The sequence below is a fragment of the Rhizobium sp. NFR07 genome, from assembly GCF_900111905.1.
Taxonomy (GTDB): Bacteria; Pseudomonadota; Alphaproteobacteria; order Rhizobiales; family Rhizobiaceae; genus Neorhizobium.
The window spans coordinates 356,226-373,719 of record NZ_FOKM01000004.1; the positions used below are offsets into that span (position 1 = coordinate 356,226).

The following is a 17,494-nucleotide window of genomic DNA, read 5'->3' on the forward strand; positions in this document are numbered from 1 at the left end:
GGTGCCGGGCCGCCGTTCATGCGGCCCGGCGACCGGCATTACTTCTTGCGGGACCAGTCGGCGATGTTCCAGACCTGGCTATCCCACGAGTTCATCCTCACGCCTTCCAGCGTGACCGCGAAGGAAGACTGATCGCCGCGATGGACGAGCGGGATATGGGCGCCTTCCTCGGTCAGCATGTCGTTGAGCTGCTTGGAAAGCTCGGCGCGCTTTTCGAGATCGGCGGTCTTGGAGAGCTCGCCGACGAGCTTGTCATAGGCCGGGTTGCAGTAACGCGGGATGTTCTGGCCCTGCCAGCCGTTCTTCGGTCCCGGCATCTTGTCGCAAAGCCATTCCGCCAGGTACTTTTCCGGGTCCGTGCCGTCGAAGTTGTTGGTATACATCAGGACGTCGGCATAGAATTTCTGGAACGTGTCCGGGCTTGCCGGATCGCCACCGAAGAAGACGGAGGCAGAGGCGTTACGCAGTTCGGCATCGACGCCGATTTCCGCCCACATGGCCTTGACCAGTTCCTGGGTCGCCTGACGAACCGAGTTGGTGGAGGTGGAGTAGAGGAAGGATAGCTTTACGCCATCCTTGGCGCGGATGCCGTCTCCGCCCTTCACCCAGCCGGCGTCGTCGAGCAGCTTGTTGGCGCCTTCGATATCCTGCTTCAGGCACCAGCTGTCGTTCTTGGTGGATGCGACGGCTTCCGGGGCCGGCACGATGTTGCAGGTGGGCTTGCCCGACTGGCCGTAGCCGGCTTCAACGATGATGTCGCGGTCGATTGCAAGCGACAGAGCGCGGCGGACGGCCGGGTCCTTCAGCGCCGGATGCGGACCGGCTTCGGTGGTGGAGCGCTTGTCGCCCAGTGCCGGGTCCGGGTTGGTCCAGTTGAGGTTGATACGCTCGGTCTGGGTACCGAAGGAGATTTCTAGACGGCCCTTGCCGGCGGCCATCATGGTCTGCAGCACTTCCGGCTCGACCTGGGCGTTCCAGGCATAGTCGTATTCGCCGGTTTCGAGCACGGCGCGCGCAGCAGACGCAGCGTCACCGCCGCCCTTCAGCGTGATCGAGGCGAAGGCGGGCTTGGCGGCATCGCGATAGTTCGGGTTGGCCGCGAAGGTGATGACGTCGTTCGGCTTGAAATCCTTGACGACGAAAGAGCCGGTGCCGATCGGGCCGAAATTGGCCGCTGTGCAGCCCGGAGCCTTGGCACCGACGCAATCCTTGAACTGGGCAGCCTGGATGATCGGCGACTGGGGGCCGACGAAGGCGGAATAGGGATAGGGCTTCGGCTCTTCGAAGGTGATCTTGACCGTGTGCGGGTCGATCGCCTCGACATTCTTGACGCCCTCATACTGGGCAGCCTGGGCGCAGCCGCCATCCGGCGCAGTGCAGTATTTCCAGGTGAAGATCACGTCCTCGGCGGTAAAATCCGTGCCGTCGGACCACTTGACGTCCGGCTTCAGCTTCCAGGTCATGCTCAGCAGATCCTTGGCGACGCCGCCGTTTTCCAGCGTCGGGATCTCAGTCACCAGCCACGGCACCAGCTCGCCCTTTTCGTCGGTGCGCGCCAGGGGCTCGATGACGATTGAGGATGCCAGAACTTCCTTCGTACCACCCGAAAGATACGGGTTCATAGTGGAGACGGCCTGCCAGAACAGGATCTTCAAGTCTCCGTCCGTACCGCGCTCCGCGTGCGCCGCCGGGCCCGAAAGCGCCAGCGCGGCCGCGGTGCCGGCCAAAAGAAGTTTCAGTTTGTGCATGCTGCTGTTCCCCTTTGTGGTTCTCTTGACGAGTTGTTGTGATTGGTTCGGGCAGGCTCCGGTCGGATTTCCCAAGCTGCGACTTTGCGTCTGTCAGCTCCTCCGCCGGGCGTGATTATCGGTGCCCGTGATCCTTGTGTTCAGTCGCTCTAAGACACGTCCATCCCTTCACGTCAGGCGTGTGTGACCAAATTTTGAGCCATCTAAGCATAGGCCTATTTTTCGTTCAAGAGACAAAATTGAAGCTTGCAAAAGGGGACCAATGCGTCGCAATATCCCCCTACGCCAGAGTGGGAAACATAGAAAAAACAATGGGGTGCCTTAATGCCGGTTATCAATCGCGTCGCAGAAATGCAGGAACAGGTGGCCGAGTGGCGTCGCCACATCCACCAGAATCCGGAACTGCTCTACGACGTTCATGAAACCTCCAGTTTCGTTGCCGAGAAGCTTCGCTCCTTCGGCTGCGACGTGGTCGAGACCGGTGTCGGGCGCACGGGCGTCGTCGGCATCATCAAGGGGCGTCACGGCGACGGCCCGGTGATCGGCTTCCGCGCCGACATGGATGCGCTTCCGATCTACGAGACGAGCGGCAAGCCCTGGGCATCGAAGACGCCGGGCAAGGCGCATTCCTGCGGTCACGACGGTCACACGGCGATGCTGCTGGGTGCCGCGCAATACCTTGCCGAGACCCGTAACTTCAAAGGCTCGATCGCGGTGATCTTCCAGCCGGCGGAAGAGGGGGGCGCGGGCGCGCTCGCGATGATCAACGACGGCATGATGGACAAGTTCGCCATCAAGGAAGTCTATGGCATGCATAACGAGCCGCGGCTTCCGGTCGGCAATTTCGCCATCCGCAAGGGCGGCATCATGGCGGCGGCCGACGTGTTCGAGATCACCGTAAACGGTCGAGGCAGCCATGCAGCCCAGCCGCACAACTCGATCGATCCGGTTCTGACCGCCTCGCATATCGTCGTGGCGCTGCAGTCGATCGTGTCGCGCGAGATGGATCCGCTGAAGTCGCTGGTGGTGACGGTCGCTTCCATTCATGGCGGCGATGCGAACAACGTCATTCCAGGGTCGGTAAAGCTGGCCGGCACGGTGCGCACGCTTCTGCCGGAAACCCGTGATTTCGCCGAGAAGCGGGTGAAGGAAGTCGCCGAGGCGACGGCGAGTATCCATGGCGCCACCGTGGATGTCCTCTATCGCCGCGGTTATCCCGTGACCATGAACCACGAGGACGAGACGGACTTCGCCATCGAGATCGCCTCCAAGGTCGCCGGGCCGAAGCAGGTCAATGGCGTCGTGCAGCCGCATATGGGTGCGGAAGACTTTTCCTACATGCTGGAGAAGCGTCCCGGAGCCTTCATCTTCATCGGCAATGGCGACACCGCGAGCCTGCACAATGCGGCGTATGACTTCAACGACGAGGCGATCCCCTATGGCATCAGCTACTGGGTAACGCTTGCAGAAACCGCACTCGCCGCCCAGGATCTGGCCGCGTAACGATAGGATAGATCGATGCTGCTTTCCGGAACTGCAATGGAACAGACGGGAGGATCGGTTTCTCCCATTCTCTCGGTCAAGAACCTCTCGACCTCCTTCCGCGTCAACGACGAGTGGAAGACCGTGGTGCGCAACATGTCCTTCGACATCGCCCCGCGGGAAACCGTCGCCATCGTCGGTGAATCGGGCTCGGGCAAGTCCGTCACCTCGCTCTCGATCATGCGGCTCCTGCCGAAGCGGACGAGCCGGATCGAGGGCCAGGTCTTCCTCGACGGCAGGGAGCTGATGGCGCTGCCGGAAGAGCAGATGCGGCAGGTGCGCGGCAACGAGATCTCGATGATCTTCCAGGAGCCGATGACCTCGCTCAACCCGATCTTCCCGATCGGCAAGCAGATCGCCGAGGCGCTGACCGTTCACAAGAACATTTCCAAGGCCGAGGCGAAGGCGGAGGTCATCCGCCTGCTGGAAAAGGTCCGCATCCCGAACGCAAAGGGGCGGTTCGACGAATATCCGCACCAGTTTTCCGGCGGCATGCGCCAGCGCGTGATGATCGCCATGGCGCTTGCGTCGAAGCCTAAGCTTCTGATCGCCGACGAGCCGACGACCGCTCTCGACGTGACGATCCAGGGCCAGATCCTCGACCTGATCAAGACGCTCCAGGAAGAGGAGGGCATGTCGGTCCTGTTCATCACCCACGACATGGGCGTGGTGGCTGAGGTGGCCGACCGGACGATCGTGATGTTCCGCGGCGATCAGGTGGAGACCGGGCCAACCGACGACATTTTTCATCGCGGCCAGCATCCCTATACGCGGGCACTGCTTTCGGCCGTGCCTCGGCTCGGCTCGATGGGCGATCGCAAGCTGCCGCTGCGCTTCCCGAGCATCGACATCAAGACCGGCGAACAGCAGGTTCTGGCCGACGTGAAGGACACGGTTGCCAAGGGCAAGACGCCGATCCTCGATGTGAAGGACCTGACGACTCGCTTCGACATTCATTCCGGCCTGTTCGGCCGCAAGACCGGCGCTGTCCATGCCGTCGAGAAAGTTTCGTTCGACCTTTTCGAAGGCGAGACGTTGTCGCTGGTGGGCGAATCAGGTTGCGGCAAGTCGACGACCGGCCGCTCGGTGACGCGGCTGATCAATCCGACGAGCGGCAAGGTGCAGCTCGATGGTTATGACGTGATGAGCCTCGACCAGCCGACGCTGCGCAAGATGCGCCGGTCGATCCAGATGGTGTTCCAGGATCCGTTCGCATCGCTCAATCCGCGCATGAGCATCGGTTCCGCGGTGATGGAGCCTTTCGTCGAGCACGGGCTCGGCACCAAGGCGCAGGCGCGGGAGAAGACGGCCGAGCTGCTCGACAAGGTCGGCCTCTCCGCGGACATGATGAAGCGGTTCCCGCACGAGTTTTCCGGCGGCCAGCGGCAGCGTATCGCGATTGCGCGTGCGCTGATGCTCGACCCGAAGGTGATCGTGGCGGACGAGGCGGTATCGGCGCTCGACGTGTCGATCAAGGCACAGGTCTGCAACCTGCTGCTTGACCTGCAGCAGAGCCTGAAGCTCGCCTTCCTGTTCATCTCCCACGACATGGCGGTGGTCGAGCGCGTCAGCCATCGCGTGGCGGTCATGTATCTCGGCGAGATCGTGGAGATCGGCCCGCGCGCGGCAGTGTTCGAAAATCCGCAGCATCCCTATACGAAGAAGCTGATGTCGGCCGTGCCGGTACCGGATCCGTCGCGCCGCTCGATCAAGCGCAACATGTCGACCGACGAGATCAAAAGCCCGATCCGCCCGGCCGATTACGTGCCGCCGGTGAGGGAATATCGCGAGGTGTCCGCCGGGCATATCGTCCAGGTGGCGTGAGGCTTTTTCAGCCTCTCGCATTTGCTGAATATCCGCGTTTCTGGTAGTTTCGAAGGCTGCCGGGGACGCGGATTTTTCGTCTTTCCGGCATCTCATGGAAGGCAGGCGATGAGCGACAAGGACCTGATTCGGCAGCGCACACTCGAGGCAGCGCATCTGCAGGCGATCGAGAGCAATCCGCTTGATGCGGAGCAGGTGGCGATGTTCGAAATGTTCGACCGCAAGGGCTGGCCGGAAGAAAAGCAGCTTGCCTATATACTCGAACGCGCCCGTGCCCAGGCATCCGACGCCGCAGAATGAACGGTGATCCTTACGTCTATCCGGGAAGCCATGTGCTGAGAAACAAGCTCGGCATTCAGGACGCCGAGAAATTCGACTATCACGAGCGCGAAATTGTCGTCTTTCGCAGCCGTCAGGGCATTCCCATTGGGAATTTCGATCTAAAACATCTCCGCGCCATTCATCGCCATCTTTTCCAGGATATTTTCGATTGGGCCGGTGAGATCCGCACCGTCGAGATCTCGAAGGGCGGCAGCCAGTTCCAGTTCCATCAATATATCGAAATCGGCATGGCCGACGTGCACCGACGCCTGATGTTCGATGGATTTTCTGCGTGGCTTGAATTGCGAAGAATTTGCCGTGAAGGCCGCGTCGATCATGGGGGACGTGAACTACGTACACCCTTTTCGCGAGGGAAACGGACGGACGCAATTGCAGTATTTCAAGCTGCTCTGTGAGCATGCGCGGCACCCGCTCGACCTGACGAAAATTGTGGCTGCAGACTGGATGAAAGCCTTGATTGCAGCGCATCGCGGGGATTATGACGGCATGGCCGGAGTGATTGCGGCGGCGCTGAAATCCGACTGAGCAGCGTGCAGCCTGCTGATGGCAGCCGCATTTTTCATCGTTTGACAGACCCTCGGAAAAAATGTCAGCAAATTGCCAGAGGAGATTTCTGCATGGCAAAACGGTCTGACACCCAGGGGCGGCTGGATGATGCGGCGAGAGCTGGATGGCTCTACTATGTCGCGGGCCGGACGCAGGACGAGATCGCGTCCGCCATGGGGATCTCCAGGCAATCGGCGCAGCGCCTCGTGTCGCTTGCCGTTGCCGAGCGGCTGATCAAGGTCAGGCTCGACCATCCGATCGCTGCCTGCCTGGAGCTTGCCGAACGGCTCAAGGAAAAATATGGGCTGAAGCAGGCCGAAGTGGTGCCGAGCGATCCGGAGGGCGGATCTTCCACGACCGGCATCGCGGAAGCGGCGGCGGCGGAAATCGAGCGCTGGCTGAAGCGGCCGGATCCGATCATCATCGCCGTTGGCACGGGCAGGACCCTGAAGGCCGCCGTCGACCAGCTGCCGCCGATGGAATGCCCGCAGCACCGGATCGTGTCGCTCACGGGCAATATCGGGCCGGACGGCTCGGCCGCCTTCTACAACGTCATCTTCTCCATGGCCGATGCGATCAAGGCGCGGCATTTCCCGATGCCGCTTCCGGTCCTCTGTTCATCCGCGGAGGAGCGCGAGACCCTGCACGACCAGGCGCTGGTGCGCTCGACCCTGGCGCTTGCCGCGCAGGCGGACGCCACCTTCGTCGGGATCGGCGAGCTTGGCGTGGAAGCGCCGCTCTGCGTCGACGGGTTCCTCGACCGGGAAGAAATGCTGCGTCTGGTCGAAAGCGGTGCCACGGGCGAGATATGCGGCTGGATCTACGACCGGGACGGACGGCTGATCGACAATGCCGTCAACGAGCGCGTGGCCAGCGTGCCGATCCCGTCGCGGCAGACCAGCGCGGTCGTCGGCATAGCCCAGGGGAAGCGCAAGATCCCGGCCATGGCCGCTGCGCTCAAGGGTGGCCTGATCAATGGCGTGATCACCGACGAAGCATCCGCTGAGCAGCTGCTCTCCCTGTGAGCAAAAAATTATTATAATAAAATCAATATATTAAAACGTTTTAACCGCAGTGCAGCGACGAATCTGTGTTGACTTCTGAGGGGCGTTGGTAAGTAATTGCCCATGAGCAAAGCGAATGCTCGCCAACATCTTCTCGGGAGGAAGATATGACATTGAAGACCTTTTTGCTGGGCGCCTGCTCGGCCATGGCTTTTGTTGCCAACGCGGCTTCTGCCGAAACCCTCACCATCGCCACCGTCAACAATTCCGACATGATCCGCATGCAGGGTCTGACGTCTGAATTCACGAAGGCCAACCCGGATATCCAGGTCAACTGGGTCACGCTCGAAGAAAACGTTCTTCGCGAGCGCGTCACGACCGATATCGCTGCCAATGGCGGCCAGTACGACATCGTCACCATCGGCAACTACGAAGTTCCGATCTGGGCCAAGCAGCAGTGGCTGCTGCCGCTCGACGGTCTTGGCGACAATTACGACATGGACGACCTGCTGCCGGCGATCCGCGGTGGCCTCTCCGTCGACAGCAAGCTTTATGCTGCACCGTTCTACGGCGAATCCGCGATGATCATGTATCGCACCGACCTTCTCGAAAAGGCCGGCCTGAAGATGCCTGAAAACCCGACCTGGGAATTCATTGCCGATGCGGCCAAGAAGATGACCGACCGCGGCAACGACATCAACGGCATCTGCCTGCGCGGCAAGGCCGGCTGGGGCGAGAACATGGCGTTCCTTTCGGCGCTCAACAACTCCTTCGGCGGCCGCTGGTTCGACGAAAACTGGAAGCCGCAGTTCGACCAGCCGGAGTGGAAGGAAGCGCTCACGTTCTATGCCGACCTGATGAAGGAAGCCGGTCCGGCCGGTGCGTCCTCCAACGGCTTCAACGAAAACCTGACGCTGTTCCAGCAGGGCAAGTGCGGCATGTGGATGGATGCCACCGTGGCAGCCTCCATGGTCTCCAACCCGAAGGAATCGACGGTCGCCGACAAGGTCAACTACGCGATCTTCCCGTCCAAGGAAGGCGTCAACAATCACGGCAACTGGCTGTGGTCGTGGAACCTTGCCGTTCCGGCCTCTTCGCAGAAGGCTGAAGCCGCGCAGAAGTTCATCGCCTGGGCAACCAGCAAGGAATATACCGCGCTCGTCGCTTCCAAGGAAGGCTGGGCCAACGTTCCTCCGGGCACGCGCACCTCGCTCTACGAAAACGCGGATTACAAGAAGGCTGCAGCCTTTGCCGAGCCGACGCTCGCTGCCATGACTGCTGCCGACATCACCAAGCCGACCGTCAAGCCGGTGCCCTACACGGGCGGCCAGTTCGTCGCGATCCCTGAATTCCAGGCTCTCGGCACCACGGTCGGTCAGCTGTTCTCGGCTGTCATCGCCGGCCAGTCCACGGTCGACGACGCGCTTGCCGCCGCCCAGGCGACGGCAACCCGCGACATGACCCGCGCCGGCTACATCAAGTAACCTCCCAAGAAGAAACTGCCCGGTCGCCGATGCGGCCGGGCAGTCTACCTGACGGGAACATTCCGCCTGCGCACATCTCGTCGTGTTCGCCGGCTACCCTATAAAAACAAGATCATGCTCCCGCGCCGCGGTTCCCGCCCGAACACAAGGCACGGCAATTAGAGCTGAAATGGCTCCGGGGAGGGTCGCTCAAGATGGCAACGCAAAACACCAAGACGTTGGCTCGCCTGATGATGGCGCCCTCCGTCATCGTTCTTCTCGTCTGGATGGTCGTACCGCTCGCAATGACGCTGTACTATTCGTTCCAGAACTACAACCTGCTGACGCCGATGAACGTCTCGTTCGCAGGCTTCTTCAATTACCAGTATTTCTACACCGATCCGGCCTTCTTCCAGTCGATCTGGAACACGCTGGTCCTGGTGCTCGGCGTGCTCGCCATCACCGTCATCGGCGGTACCGCGATCGCACTGCTGATCGACCAGCCGATCTTCGGCCAGGGGATCGTGCGCATCCTCGTCATCTCGCCCTTCTTCGTCATGCCGCCGGTGGCAGCGCTGATCTGGAAGAACATGATCATGCATCCCGGCTACGGCGTGTTTGCCGATATCGCCAAGTTCTTCGGCATGCAGCCGATCGACTGGTTCGCGCAATATCCGCTGTTCTCGGTCATCATCATCGTTGCCTGGCAGTGGTTGCCGTTTGCGACGCTCATCCTGCTCACCGCGCTCCAGTCGCTCGACAGCGAGCAGAAGGAAGCCGCAGAGATGGACGGCGCGAACTTCATCAACCGCTTCATCTACCTGACGATCCCGCATCTTTCGCGCGCCGTCACGGTCGTCATCCTGATCCAGACGATCTTCCTGCTCGGCATCTATGCGGAAATCCTCGTCACCACCAATGGCGGCCCGGGTTACGCGTCCACCAACCTCACCTTCCTCATCTACCGCACGGCACGTCTCGGCTATGACGTCGGCGGCGGGGCTGCAGGTGGCATCATCGCCGTCGTTCTCGCCAATATCGTTGCCATCTTCCTGATGCGCGCCGTTGGCAAGAACCTGGACAAGTAGGAGAGAAGATCATGGCTCGCAAAGTTACCACCGGAGCTAAGATCGGCTGGACCATCGCCGCCTGGGTCGTGGCGCTGTTGATCTTCTTCCCGATCCTCTACGCTCTGATCACCAGCCTCAAGACGGAGCAGGAAGCCATTGCCGGCTTCTCGCTCATCCCGTCGGGCACGTTCGAGAACTATGTCACGGTGCAGACGCAGCGCGACTATTTCAAGCCGTTCATGAACTCGGTGATCCTGTCGCTCGGCTCGACCATCCTGGCGCTGATCATCGCGATCCCGTCCGCCTGGGCGATGGCGTTCGCGCCGACCAAGCGGACCAAGGACATCCTGATGTGGATGCTTTCGACCAAGATGATGCCGTCAGTGGCCGTGCTGCTGCCGATCTTCATCATCTTCCGCACCTTTGGCCTGCTCGACAGCCGCGTCGGCCTCACCGTCATGTTGACGCTGATCAACCTGCCAATCGTGGTGTGGATGCTCTACACCTATTTCCGCGAAATTCCGGGCGAGATCCTGGAAGCGGCGCGGATGGACGGAGCGAGCCTCTGGAAAGAGATCGTCTACGTGCTGACGCCGATGGCCGTGCCGGGCATCGCCTCGACGCTGCTCCTGAACATCATCCTTGCCTGGAACGAAGCGTTCTGGACCATTCAGCTGACGACGACCAATGCGGCGCCGCTGACGGCCTTCATCGCCTCGTTCTCGTCACCGCAGGGGCTGTTCTGGGCAAAGCTTTCGGCGGCCTCGACCATGGCGATCGCACCCATCCTCATCCTCGGCTGGTTCAGCCAGAAGCAACTCGTTCGCGGCCTCACGTTTGGCGCGGTTAAGTAAGGAATTCGTCTCATGGGCAGCATTACCCTCAAGAACGTGCAGAAGACCTTCGGCGAAGCCAAGGTCATTCCATCCGTCGATCTCGAAATCAAGGATGGCGAATTCGTCGTCTTCGTCGGTCCGTCGGGCAGCGGCAAGTCGACGCTGCTGCGGCTGATCGCCGGTCTCGAAGACGTCACCGGCGGTTCGATCACCATCGACGGCAAGGACGTGACCGAGGCTGCACCGGCTGCCCGCGGGCTTGCCATGGTGTTCCAGTCCTACGCGCTCTATCCGCATATGAGCGTGCGCAAGAACATCGCCTTCCCGTTGAAGATGGCGAAGATGGAGCAGGCGAAGATCGACAAGAAGGTCGAGGATGCGGCCCGCGTGCTTAATCTCACCGACTATCTGGAGCGCCGCCCGTCGCAGCTTTCCGGCGGCCAGCGCCAGCGCGTGGCGATCGGCCGTGCGATCGTGCGCGAACCTTCGGCCTTCCTGTTCGACGAGCCGCTGTCCAATCTGGACGCCGCTCTGCGCGGCACGATGCGTCTCGAAATCAGCGACCTCCACAACCAGCTCAAGACGACGATGATCTACGTCACGCACGACCAGATCGAAGCCATGACCATGGCCGATAAAATCGTCGTGCTCAATCGCGGCAATATCGAGCAGGTCGGTTCGCCGATGGAACTCTACAACACGCCGCGCAACCTGTTCGTCGCCGGCTTCATCGGCTCGCCGCGGATGAACATGATCACCGGCGCCTATGCCCAGTCCAAGGGTGCCGCCACAGCCGGCATCCGTCCCGAGCACCTGACGCTGTCGAAGGAAAGCGGCACCTGGAAAGGCACCGTCTCGGTCGCCGAGCATCTCGGCGCCGACACGTTCCTGCATCTCGACGTCGAGGGCATCGGACAGATGACCGCGCGTGCCGGCGGCGAGTTCGGCGCCCGTCACGGCGATACGGTCTACCTGACGCCGGATGAGAGCAGACTGCACCGTTTCGACGACAAGGGCCTTGCCATCAAGGCCTGATTATCCAATCGGCCTGGGAGTTCAGGCCAACCGGAGTATGAGAAAATGACTGTGAAGCTTTCGTTGGCAAGCCTCAAGGATGCCGCTGCAACCGCTGCTGTGCCGGCCTACGACCCGAAGAGCCTGAAGCCGGGCATCATCCATTTCGGCGTCGGCAACTTTCACCGTGCCCATCAGGCGATCTATCTCGATGACCTGTTCAACACCGGCAAGGGCCACGACTGGGCGATCATCGGTGCCGGCGTCATGCCGTCGGATGCCGCCATGCGCGACAAGTTGAAGACGCAGGACTACCTGACGACCGTCGTCGAGCAGGATAATAACAAGACCGGCGCGCGCGTCACGGCACCGATGATCGATATCATCGGGCCGGACCAGAAGGATGTGCTGGTCGAGAAGCTGGCCGATCCGGCGATCCGCATCGTTTCGATGACGATCACCGAAGGCGGTTATTTCATCGACGCGGCCGGCCATTTCAATCCGGCGCATCCGGCAATGGTCGAAGACGGCAAGAACCCGACGGCGCCGAAGACGGTGTTCGGCCTGATCCTCGCCGGTCTCAAGCTTCGCCGCGAGCGCGGCGTGCCGCCGTTCACGATCATGTCCTGCGACAACATTCCCGGCAACGGCCACGTGACGGAAAACACCGTCATCGGCCTCGCCAAGATGTCCGACCCGGCGTTCGCCACCTGGATCCATGAAAACGTCGCCTTCCCGAATTCCATGGTCGACCGCATCACGCCGGCAACCGGCCAGCGCGAAGTCGACATCCTGAAGAACGACTTCAACATCGACGACAACTGGCCGGTGTTCTGCGAAGAGTTCAAGCAGTGGGTGATGGAAGACAATTTCCCGGCCGGCCGTCCGCGCCTGGAAGAGGTCGGCGTGCAGTTCGTGCCCGATGTCGCGCCCTATGAGCTGATGAAGATCCGCATCCTCAACGGCGGCCATGCGACGATCGCCTATCCGGGCGAGCTGCTCGACATACACTTCGTCCACGAGGCGATGGAACATCCGCTGATCCGCGCCTTCCTCGCCAAGCTCGAGAAGGAAGAGATCATCCCGATCGTGCCGCCGGTGCCGGATACCAATCTCGATGAATATTTCGACCTGATCGAGCGTCGTTTCCTCAACCCGAAGATCGGCGACACCATTCCGCGCCTGGCGCAGGACGGTTCCAACCGCCAGCCGAAATTCATCCTGCCGTCGACGCGCGATCGTCTGGCCAAGGGCGACGACATTATCGGCCTGTCGCTGGTTTCCGCACTCTGGTGCCGCTACTTCGCCGGCACATCGGACTCGGGCCGCAAGATCGTGTTCAACGACACGAGCGCCGAGAAGCTGCAGGCGGCAGCCTTGAAGGCCAAGGACGATCCGGATGCCTTCCTGGTGTTCGACGAGATCTTCGGCGAAGTGTCGAAGAACGAGCTGTTCCGCAAGCGTTTTGCGCATGCGCTGAAGACGCTGTGGAGCGAGGGCACGGCGAAGACGCTGCAGCTCTATCTTGACGACAAGCTTGTTCAGGAATGAGGTGACACGTGGCTGACCATGCCGGACCATTGGTGATCTTCGACTGCGACGGCGTTCTCGTCGATAGCGAGCCGCTTTCGGTTCGCGTCCTTGTCGAAGCTCTTAACCGGCATGGCGTCGACATGGCCGAGGAGGAAGCCTATCGCCGCTTCCTCGGCCGCAGCCTCGCCACGATGAAGCAGGTGATGGACGAGGAATACGGGTTCCATACGGGCCCGGAATTCCTCGAGGCCATGCGGCTCGATCTCTACAGCCGTTTCAAGAAGGAACTGCAGCCGATACCCGGCATTGCCGAGACGCTCGATCGACTCCAGACGCCGCGCTGCGTGGCCTCGTCCAGCAATCCCGACCGTATTCGTCTTTCCCTGACGATCACCGGGCTGATCGACAAGCTGGAACCGCATATCTTCAGCGCCACGATGGTCAAGAACGGCAAGCCGGCGCCGGACCTGTTCCTGCATGCGGCAAGCCAGATGGGGATGGATCCGAAGGACTGCATCGTCATCGAGGACAGTCCCGCCGGGATCGAAGCGGCCCAGCGCGCCGGCATGACGGTCTTCGGCTTTGCCGGCGGATCTCACGCCGCCGTTCCCGGTTATCGGGAGCGGATCGACGCGCTTTCCCCGGATGTGGTGTTTGACGCCATGCCTGATTTGCTCCACCTTGTGCAAAACTATATGGAGGGCCGCGGCGGCCCGATGTCCCGGCAAGCGCTCTGATTGCGCGTCGGGGATCGGCCGCAGCGAGCGACACAGGGACAGGAAACAGATCCGGATGCGTGATCACATCGTTGCGGTCGATATCGGCACGACCAGTGCGCGTGCCGGCGTCTTCGACCGCGAGGGGCGATTGCTCGCCAAGGCAAAGCATCCGATCCTGATGTTCCGTCCCCGGGACAACCACGCCGAACACGATTCCGAAGACATATGGGCCGCGACCTGCATTGCCGTGAAGGCGGCGATGGCAGAGGCCGGTCTCGTCACATCACGCATCGCCGCGATCGGCTTCGACGCGACCTGCTCGCTCGTCGTGCGCGATACCGAGGGGAAGCCGCTCAGCGTGTCTACGACCGGCGAGGCTCGGCAGGACACGATCGTCTGGCTCGATCATCGGGCGATCCGGCAGGCCGGAGAGCTTTCCGCCACCGGCCATGCGGTGCTGCAATATTCCGGCGGTTCGCTGTCTCCAGAAATGGAGATGCCGAAGCTGAAGTGGCTGAAGGAGAAGCTGCCGCAGAGCTGGGCAAAGGCCGGCTTCATTTTCGATCTTGCGGACTTTCTCACCTGGAAGGCGACGGGCTCGACGGCGCGGTCGCGCTGTACGGTGACGGCCAAGTGGAATTACGTGGCGCATGAGATGCCGGGCTGGAAGAGCGATTATCTGGCGCTTGCCGGCCTCGACGACCTGATGGAGCGGGCAGGGCTGCCGGACGAGACCGCGCCGGTCGGAACGAGCCTGGGACGGCTGACGGCTGAGGCGGCGCAGGCGCTGGGGTTGGACGAGGGCGTCGAAGTGGCGCCCGGCCTGATCGATGCTTATGCCGGTGCCTTCGGGGCGCTCGGCAGTGCCGCCAGCGGATCGCGGCTGGAAACGAGCGTGGCGCTGATCGGCGGCACGTCGAGCTGCATCGTTGCCCTGACCAAGGACGAGAAGCCCGGCCGCAGCCTCTGGGGACCCTATTACGAGGCGGTGTTGCCCGATCACTGGCTGGTGGAGGGCGGGCAGTCAGCCGCCGGCGCGCTGCTTGACCATATCGTGCGCATGCATGCGGCGGGTGGCGAGCCGACGTCGGAGCTTCATGGCCGCATCATCGACCGGATCGGCCAATTGCGCGCCGAACCGGGAGAGGACGAGGCGCATGATATCGGCGCGAACCTTCACATCCTGCCGGACTTCCACGGCAACCGTTCGCCGCTTGCCGATCCCCATGCCACCGGCGTTATCAGCGGCCTGACGCTCGACACGTCCTTCGACGGGCTCTGCCGGCTCTATTGGCGTGCCTGCGTGGCGATCGCGCTCGGCATTCGCCACATCCTCGATGCGATGGCCGGTTTCGGCTACCGGTTCGAAACGCTGCATGTCACCGGCGGGCATGTGAACAACCCGCTTTTGATCGAGCTTTATGCCGATGTCACCGGCTGCAGGGTGGTGCTGCCGGAAATGCGCGATGCCGTGTTGCTCGGCACGGCGATGACCGCTGCGGTTGCCGGCGGCCTGCACGGCTCGCTGTTCGATGCGGGCAAGGCGATGGATGCGGGCGGCGAGGAGCGTATGCCGGATCCGTCCCGCAAGGTCGGTTACGACCGCGATTACCGTGTTTTCCTGACGATGATCAGGCATCGGGAAGAGTTGAAGGGAACGGAGTAGGCCGTCCCTCGTCGGTAATCAGATGCGCTCTACGGCTGCTGGTCGAAGAAGAGGTAGACCGCTTCGATCTTTCCGTCCCGCGCCACGATGATATCCGTTCCCGCATAGGCCGGCGGCTCTCCCGGCCGGCCGGAGACCCACTGGATCCTGCCCGCCGTTTCATGCAGCTGTTCCGGCGGGCGCACGACCGTATAGCGGAAATCCGGATGGGTGTTGCGGATGATGCCGGCGATATTGGCAATCTCGTCCCTGCCGCGATGAATGCTGTCCTGTTCGTAGAAGACCGCCTCCTCGGCAAAGATTTCATCAATTGCCTTTCGCCGGCGATCGGCATCCCCCTCGCCGAACACGTCATGCAGGTTGCGCGTCATCAATGTCGTTATGTCATGGGCCATGTGTGTCTCCGCAGTCCGTTGCGGGCGTGAACAGACATGATCCCGCATGCGGCTGTCTTGTCGGAATTTTCGGCTGTCGGGGGGAGGCGTGTGGTGCTGCCGATCCGATATCTAAGCCTGGTCGGCTGCGGCAAGCGAGCCGTTCAGCTCGAAGTGCAGGCCCTCGGGCTGGTAGTCCGTCTCGGCCCTGCCACGGAAGTAGGAGGCGACGATCTGGTTGTTCAGCCGTGAACCGAAGCCCGTGCGGGATGGTACTGAGACTGCCGGGCCGCCGCTTTCGCGCCACTTGAAGCGAAGCGCCTTTTTCTCGTCGATGGTCCAGCGGATTGCGACATGGCCCTGCTCGACGGAAAGGGCGCCATATTTCAACGCATTGGTCGCCAGCTCATAGATGGCCAGCGACATGCCGGTCGCCTGCTCGGATGTCAGTTCTGCTGCAGGCCCGGAAATCGTGGCGCGTTCATCCCTGTCGAGATGGGGCGCAAGCGCGTTGACCACCACATCATGCAGGAGGACGCCGTCGTCCGACGCGGAGATGAGGTTCTGGGCTTTTCCGAGTGCGTCGATGCGCCGGGTGATGGTGTCGCGTGCTTCGGCGAGGTTTGTCGCATGGCGCATGGAGGCGCTGACGACCGCGTTGGTGACGGCCATGGTATTCTTGACCCGATGGACGAGTTCGCGACGCAAGACGTCCTGGATCTGCTTTGCGCGCACCGTGTCGGTGGTCTCGATGACCGTATCGACCATGCCGGCGACCTTGCCCTCATCGTCGCGCAGGGGGCTGTAGCAGAAGGTGAAATGGGCGAGCTCATCGAAACTCTTGCGTCTTATCCGCAACGGAAAGTTCTCGATATAGGTCGGTTCTCCCGTATAGGCCTTTTCGGCGATCGGACCGATCTCGCTCCAGGCTTCCGCCCAGACATCGGCAAATGAGCGTCCGATTGCCAGCGGCTTGTTGCCGAGAATGGGCAGGAAGGCGTCGTTGTGAATGGTGATGAATTCAGGTCCCCAGATGACCGCCTGGGGGAATTTAGAACTGAGCGTCACGTCGACGATGGTCTTCAGTGAAGTCGGCCAGCTCTCGATCGGGCCAAGCGGGTTCTTCGACCAGTCGAATTCCGCGACGATGCGGCCCATCCGGCTTTCGGCCCAAGTCAATTCACTCAACCGCACGCGCCTCTCCATCAATACCGCCACCGCTGAATTCCGCTGCAGGCTGTTTCCTCATCCTCGACGGCAGAACTTGCGCATTTGCGAAATAATATGGATCGCAGTCCTGTAAAGGCCAGTGCTTGCATGCACTCTGCCGCGGAGATGATGCGCTGGCTTCACCATGCAATTTCCCGCGTCCATGAAAGTGCTGGACACCGAATGAATTGCTCGATACATGGCAGGTAATGTTATTACGTAACTTAAGCTATGATGAACCTGCCCCACATATTCCCGCTTGGCCGCACCGCCTGCAATGCCGACCTTCCGCTTGACGCCCGTGGTCTGTTCAGCCTAACTGCGAGCCGATGGTTCCCCGATGATGACTCGGAAGGGATTAATAGGGAACACGGTGAGGCCGATTTGGCCGAGGCCGTGGCTGCCCCCGCAACTGTAGGCGGATTGCCGTCCATCCCTGGGTGCCGAGAGGCGCCATGCCACTGTGCGAGACCGCACGGGAAGGCAGATGGAAGGCAGACATTCGCGAGCCAGGAGACCTGCCATCATAGACCATCCAATCAGCCGGGCGGGGATGCCCGGGAAGGAACAGACATGATTGACCTGCACCTCGGCCGAAAGGCTT

At 61.5% G+C, this 17,494-nt stretch carries 16 protein-coding genes and 1 riboswitch; of the genes, 13 read left to right on the top strand and 3 right to left on the bottom strand.

Annotated features, from left to right (window positions below; translation table 11 throughout):
• Positions 1 to 38: 38 nt before the first annotated feature.
• Positions 39 to 1,748 carry a peptide ABC transporter substrate-binding protein gene (locus BM216_RS11330; protein ID WP_092999118.1) on the bottom strand — a complete coding sequence of 570 codons (1,710 nt, stop codon included), beginning with the start codon at positions 1,746 to 1,748 and terminating at the stop codon, positions 39 to 41.
• 324 nt (positions 1,749 to 2,072) lie between these two features.
• On the opposite strand from BM216_RS11330, the gene BM216_RS11335 reads away from it, so the two are divergent.
• From BM216_RS11335 to BM216_RS11390, 13 genes are all read left to right on the top strand, one after another.
• A complete protein-coding gene (locus BM216_RS11335; RefSeq protein ID WP_177230761.1) occupies positions 2,073 to 3,251 on the top strand; it encodes a M20 aminoacylase family protein in 1,179 nt (392 codons plus the stop codon).
• Positions 3,252 to 3,266: 15 nt separating this feature from the next.
• Positions 3,267 to 5,114 (top strand): ABC transporter ATP-binding protein, encoded by a 1,848-nt coding sequence (locus BM216_RS11340; RefSeq protein ID WP_092999120.1) that lies wholly within the window; start codon positions 3,267 to 3,269, stop codon positions 5,112 to 5,114.
• Positions 5,115 to 5,222: 108 nt separating this feature from the next.
• The gene (locus BM216_RS11345) at positions 5,223 to 5,414 is read left to right on the top strand and encodes a hypothetical protein (protein ID WP_092999122.1); all 192 of its coding nucleotides are present in this window, start codon (positions 5,223 to 5,225) and stop codon (positions 5,412 to 5,414) included.
• Positions 5,411 to 5,851 (top strand): Fic/DOC family protein, encoded by a 441-nt coding sequence (locus tag BM216_RS34615; RefSeq protein ID WP_280141676.1) that lies wholly within the window; start codon positions 5,411 to 5,413, stop codon positions 5,849 to 5,851. Before BM216_RS11345 ends, BM216_RS34615 begins: the two co-directional genes overlap by 4 nt.
• Entirely contained in the window at positions 5,772 to 5,981 is a 210-nt protein-coding gene (locus tag BM216_RS34620; protein ID WP_280141677.1) for a hypothetical protein, read from the top strand. The genes BM216_RS34615 and BM216_RS34620 overlap by 80 nt, the downstream gene beginning before the upstream one ends.
• 92 nt (positions 5,982 to 6,073) lie before the next feature.
• On the top strand, positions 6,074 to 7,027 hold the full coding sequence (locus tag BM216_RS11355; protein ID WP_092999124.1) for a sugar-binding transcriptional regulator: 954 nt from the start codon (positions 6,074 to 6,076) through the stop codon (positions 7,025 to 7,027).
• Between the two features lie 146 nt (positions 7,028 to 7,173).
• Entirely contained in the window at positions 7,174 to 8,490 is a 1,317-nt protein-coding gene (locus tag BM216_RS11360; RefSeq protein WP_092999126.1) for an ABC transporter substrate-binding protein, read from the top strand.
• A 194-nt stretch (positions 8,491 to 8,684) separates the two neighbouring features.
• Positions 8,685 to 9,557, top strand: a complete 873-nt coding sequence (locus tag BM216_RS11365) for a carbohydrate ABC transporter permease (RefSeq protein WP_092999128.1) — start codon at positions 8,685 to 8,687, stop codon at positions 9,555 to 9,557.
• Positions 9,558 to 9,568: 11 nt separating this feature from the next.
• Positions 9,569 to 10,393 (top strand): carbohydrate ABC transporter permease, encoded by an 825-nt coding sequence (locus BM216_RS11370; RefSeq protein ID WP_092999130.1) that lies wholly within the window; start codon positions 9,569 to 9,571, stop codon positions 10,391 to 10,393.
• A gap of 12 nt (positions 10,394 to 10,405) precedes the next feature.
• A complete protein-coding gene (locus tag BM216_RS11375) occupies positions 10,406 to 11,410 on the top strand; it encodes an ABC transporter ATP-binding protein (RefSeq protein WP_092999132.1) in 1,005 nt (334 codons plus the stop codon).
• A 45-nt stretch (positions 11,411 to 11,455) separates the two neighbouring features.
• Positions 11,456 to 12,940: a mannitol dehydrogenase family protein gene (locus BM216_RS11380; protein WP_092999134.1), complete on the top strand. Its 1,485-nt coding sequence runs from the start codon at positions 11,456 to 11,458 to the stop codon at positions 12,938 to 12,940.
• A gap of 8 nt (positions 12,941 to 12,948) precedes the next feature.
• Positions 12,949 to 13,659, top strand: coding sequence for an HAD family hydrolase (locus BM216_RS11385; protein ID WP_092999136.1), 711 nt, complete (start codon positions 12,949 to 12,951; stop codon positions 13,657 to 13,659).
• A 55-nt stretch (positions 13,660 to 13,714) separates the two neighbouring features.
• The gene (locus BM216_RS11390; protein WP_092999138.1) at positions 13,715 to 15,307 is read left to right on the top strand and encodes an FGGY-family carbohydrate kinase; all 1,593 of its coding nucleotides are present in this window, start codon (positions 13,715 to 13,717) and stop codon (positions 15,305 to 15,307) included.
• Between the two features lie 29 nt (positions 15,308 to 15,336).
• Here the strand turns inward: BM216_RS11390 and BM216_RS11395 are convergent, their stop codons facing one another.
• Both BM216_RS11395 and BM216_RS11400 read right to left on the bottom strand, forming a co-directional pair.
• Positions 15,337 to 15,702, bottom strand: a complete 366-nt coding sequence (locus BM216_RS11395; protein ID WP_092999140.1) for a nuclear transport factor 2 family protein — start codon at positions 15,700 to 15,702, stop codon at positions 15,337 to 15,339.
• 111 nt (positions 15,703 to 15,813) lie between these two features.
• On the bottom strand, positions 15,814 to 16,869 hold the full coding sequence (locus BM216_RS11400; protein ID WP_244530150.1) for a PAS domain-containing sensor histidine kinase: 1,056 nt from the start codon (positions 16,867 to 16,869) through the stop codon (positions 15,814 to 15,816).
• A 334-nt stretch (positions 16,870 to 17,203) separates the two neighbouring features.
• Positions 17,204 to 17,431: riboswitch (cobalamin riboswitch) on the top strand.
• The last annotated feature ends 63 nt before the right edge of the window (positions 17,432 to 17,494 follow it).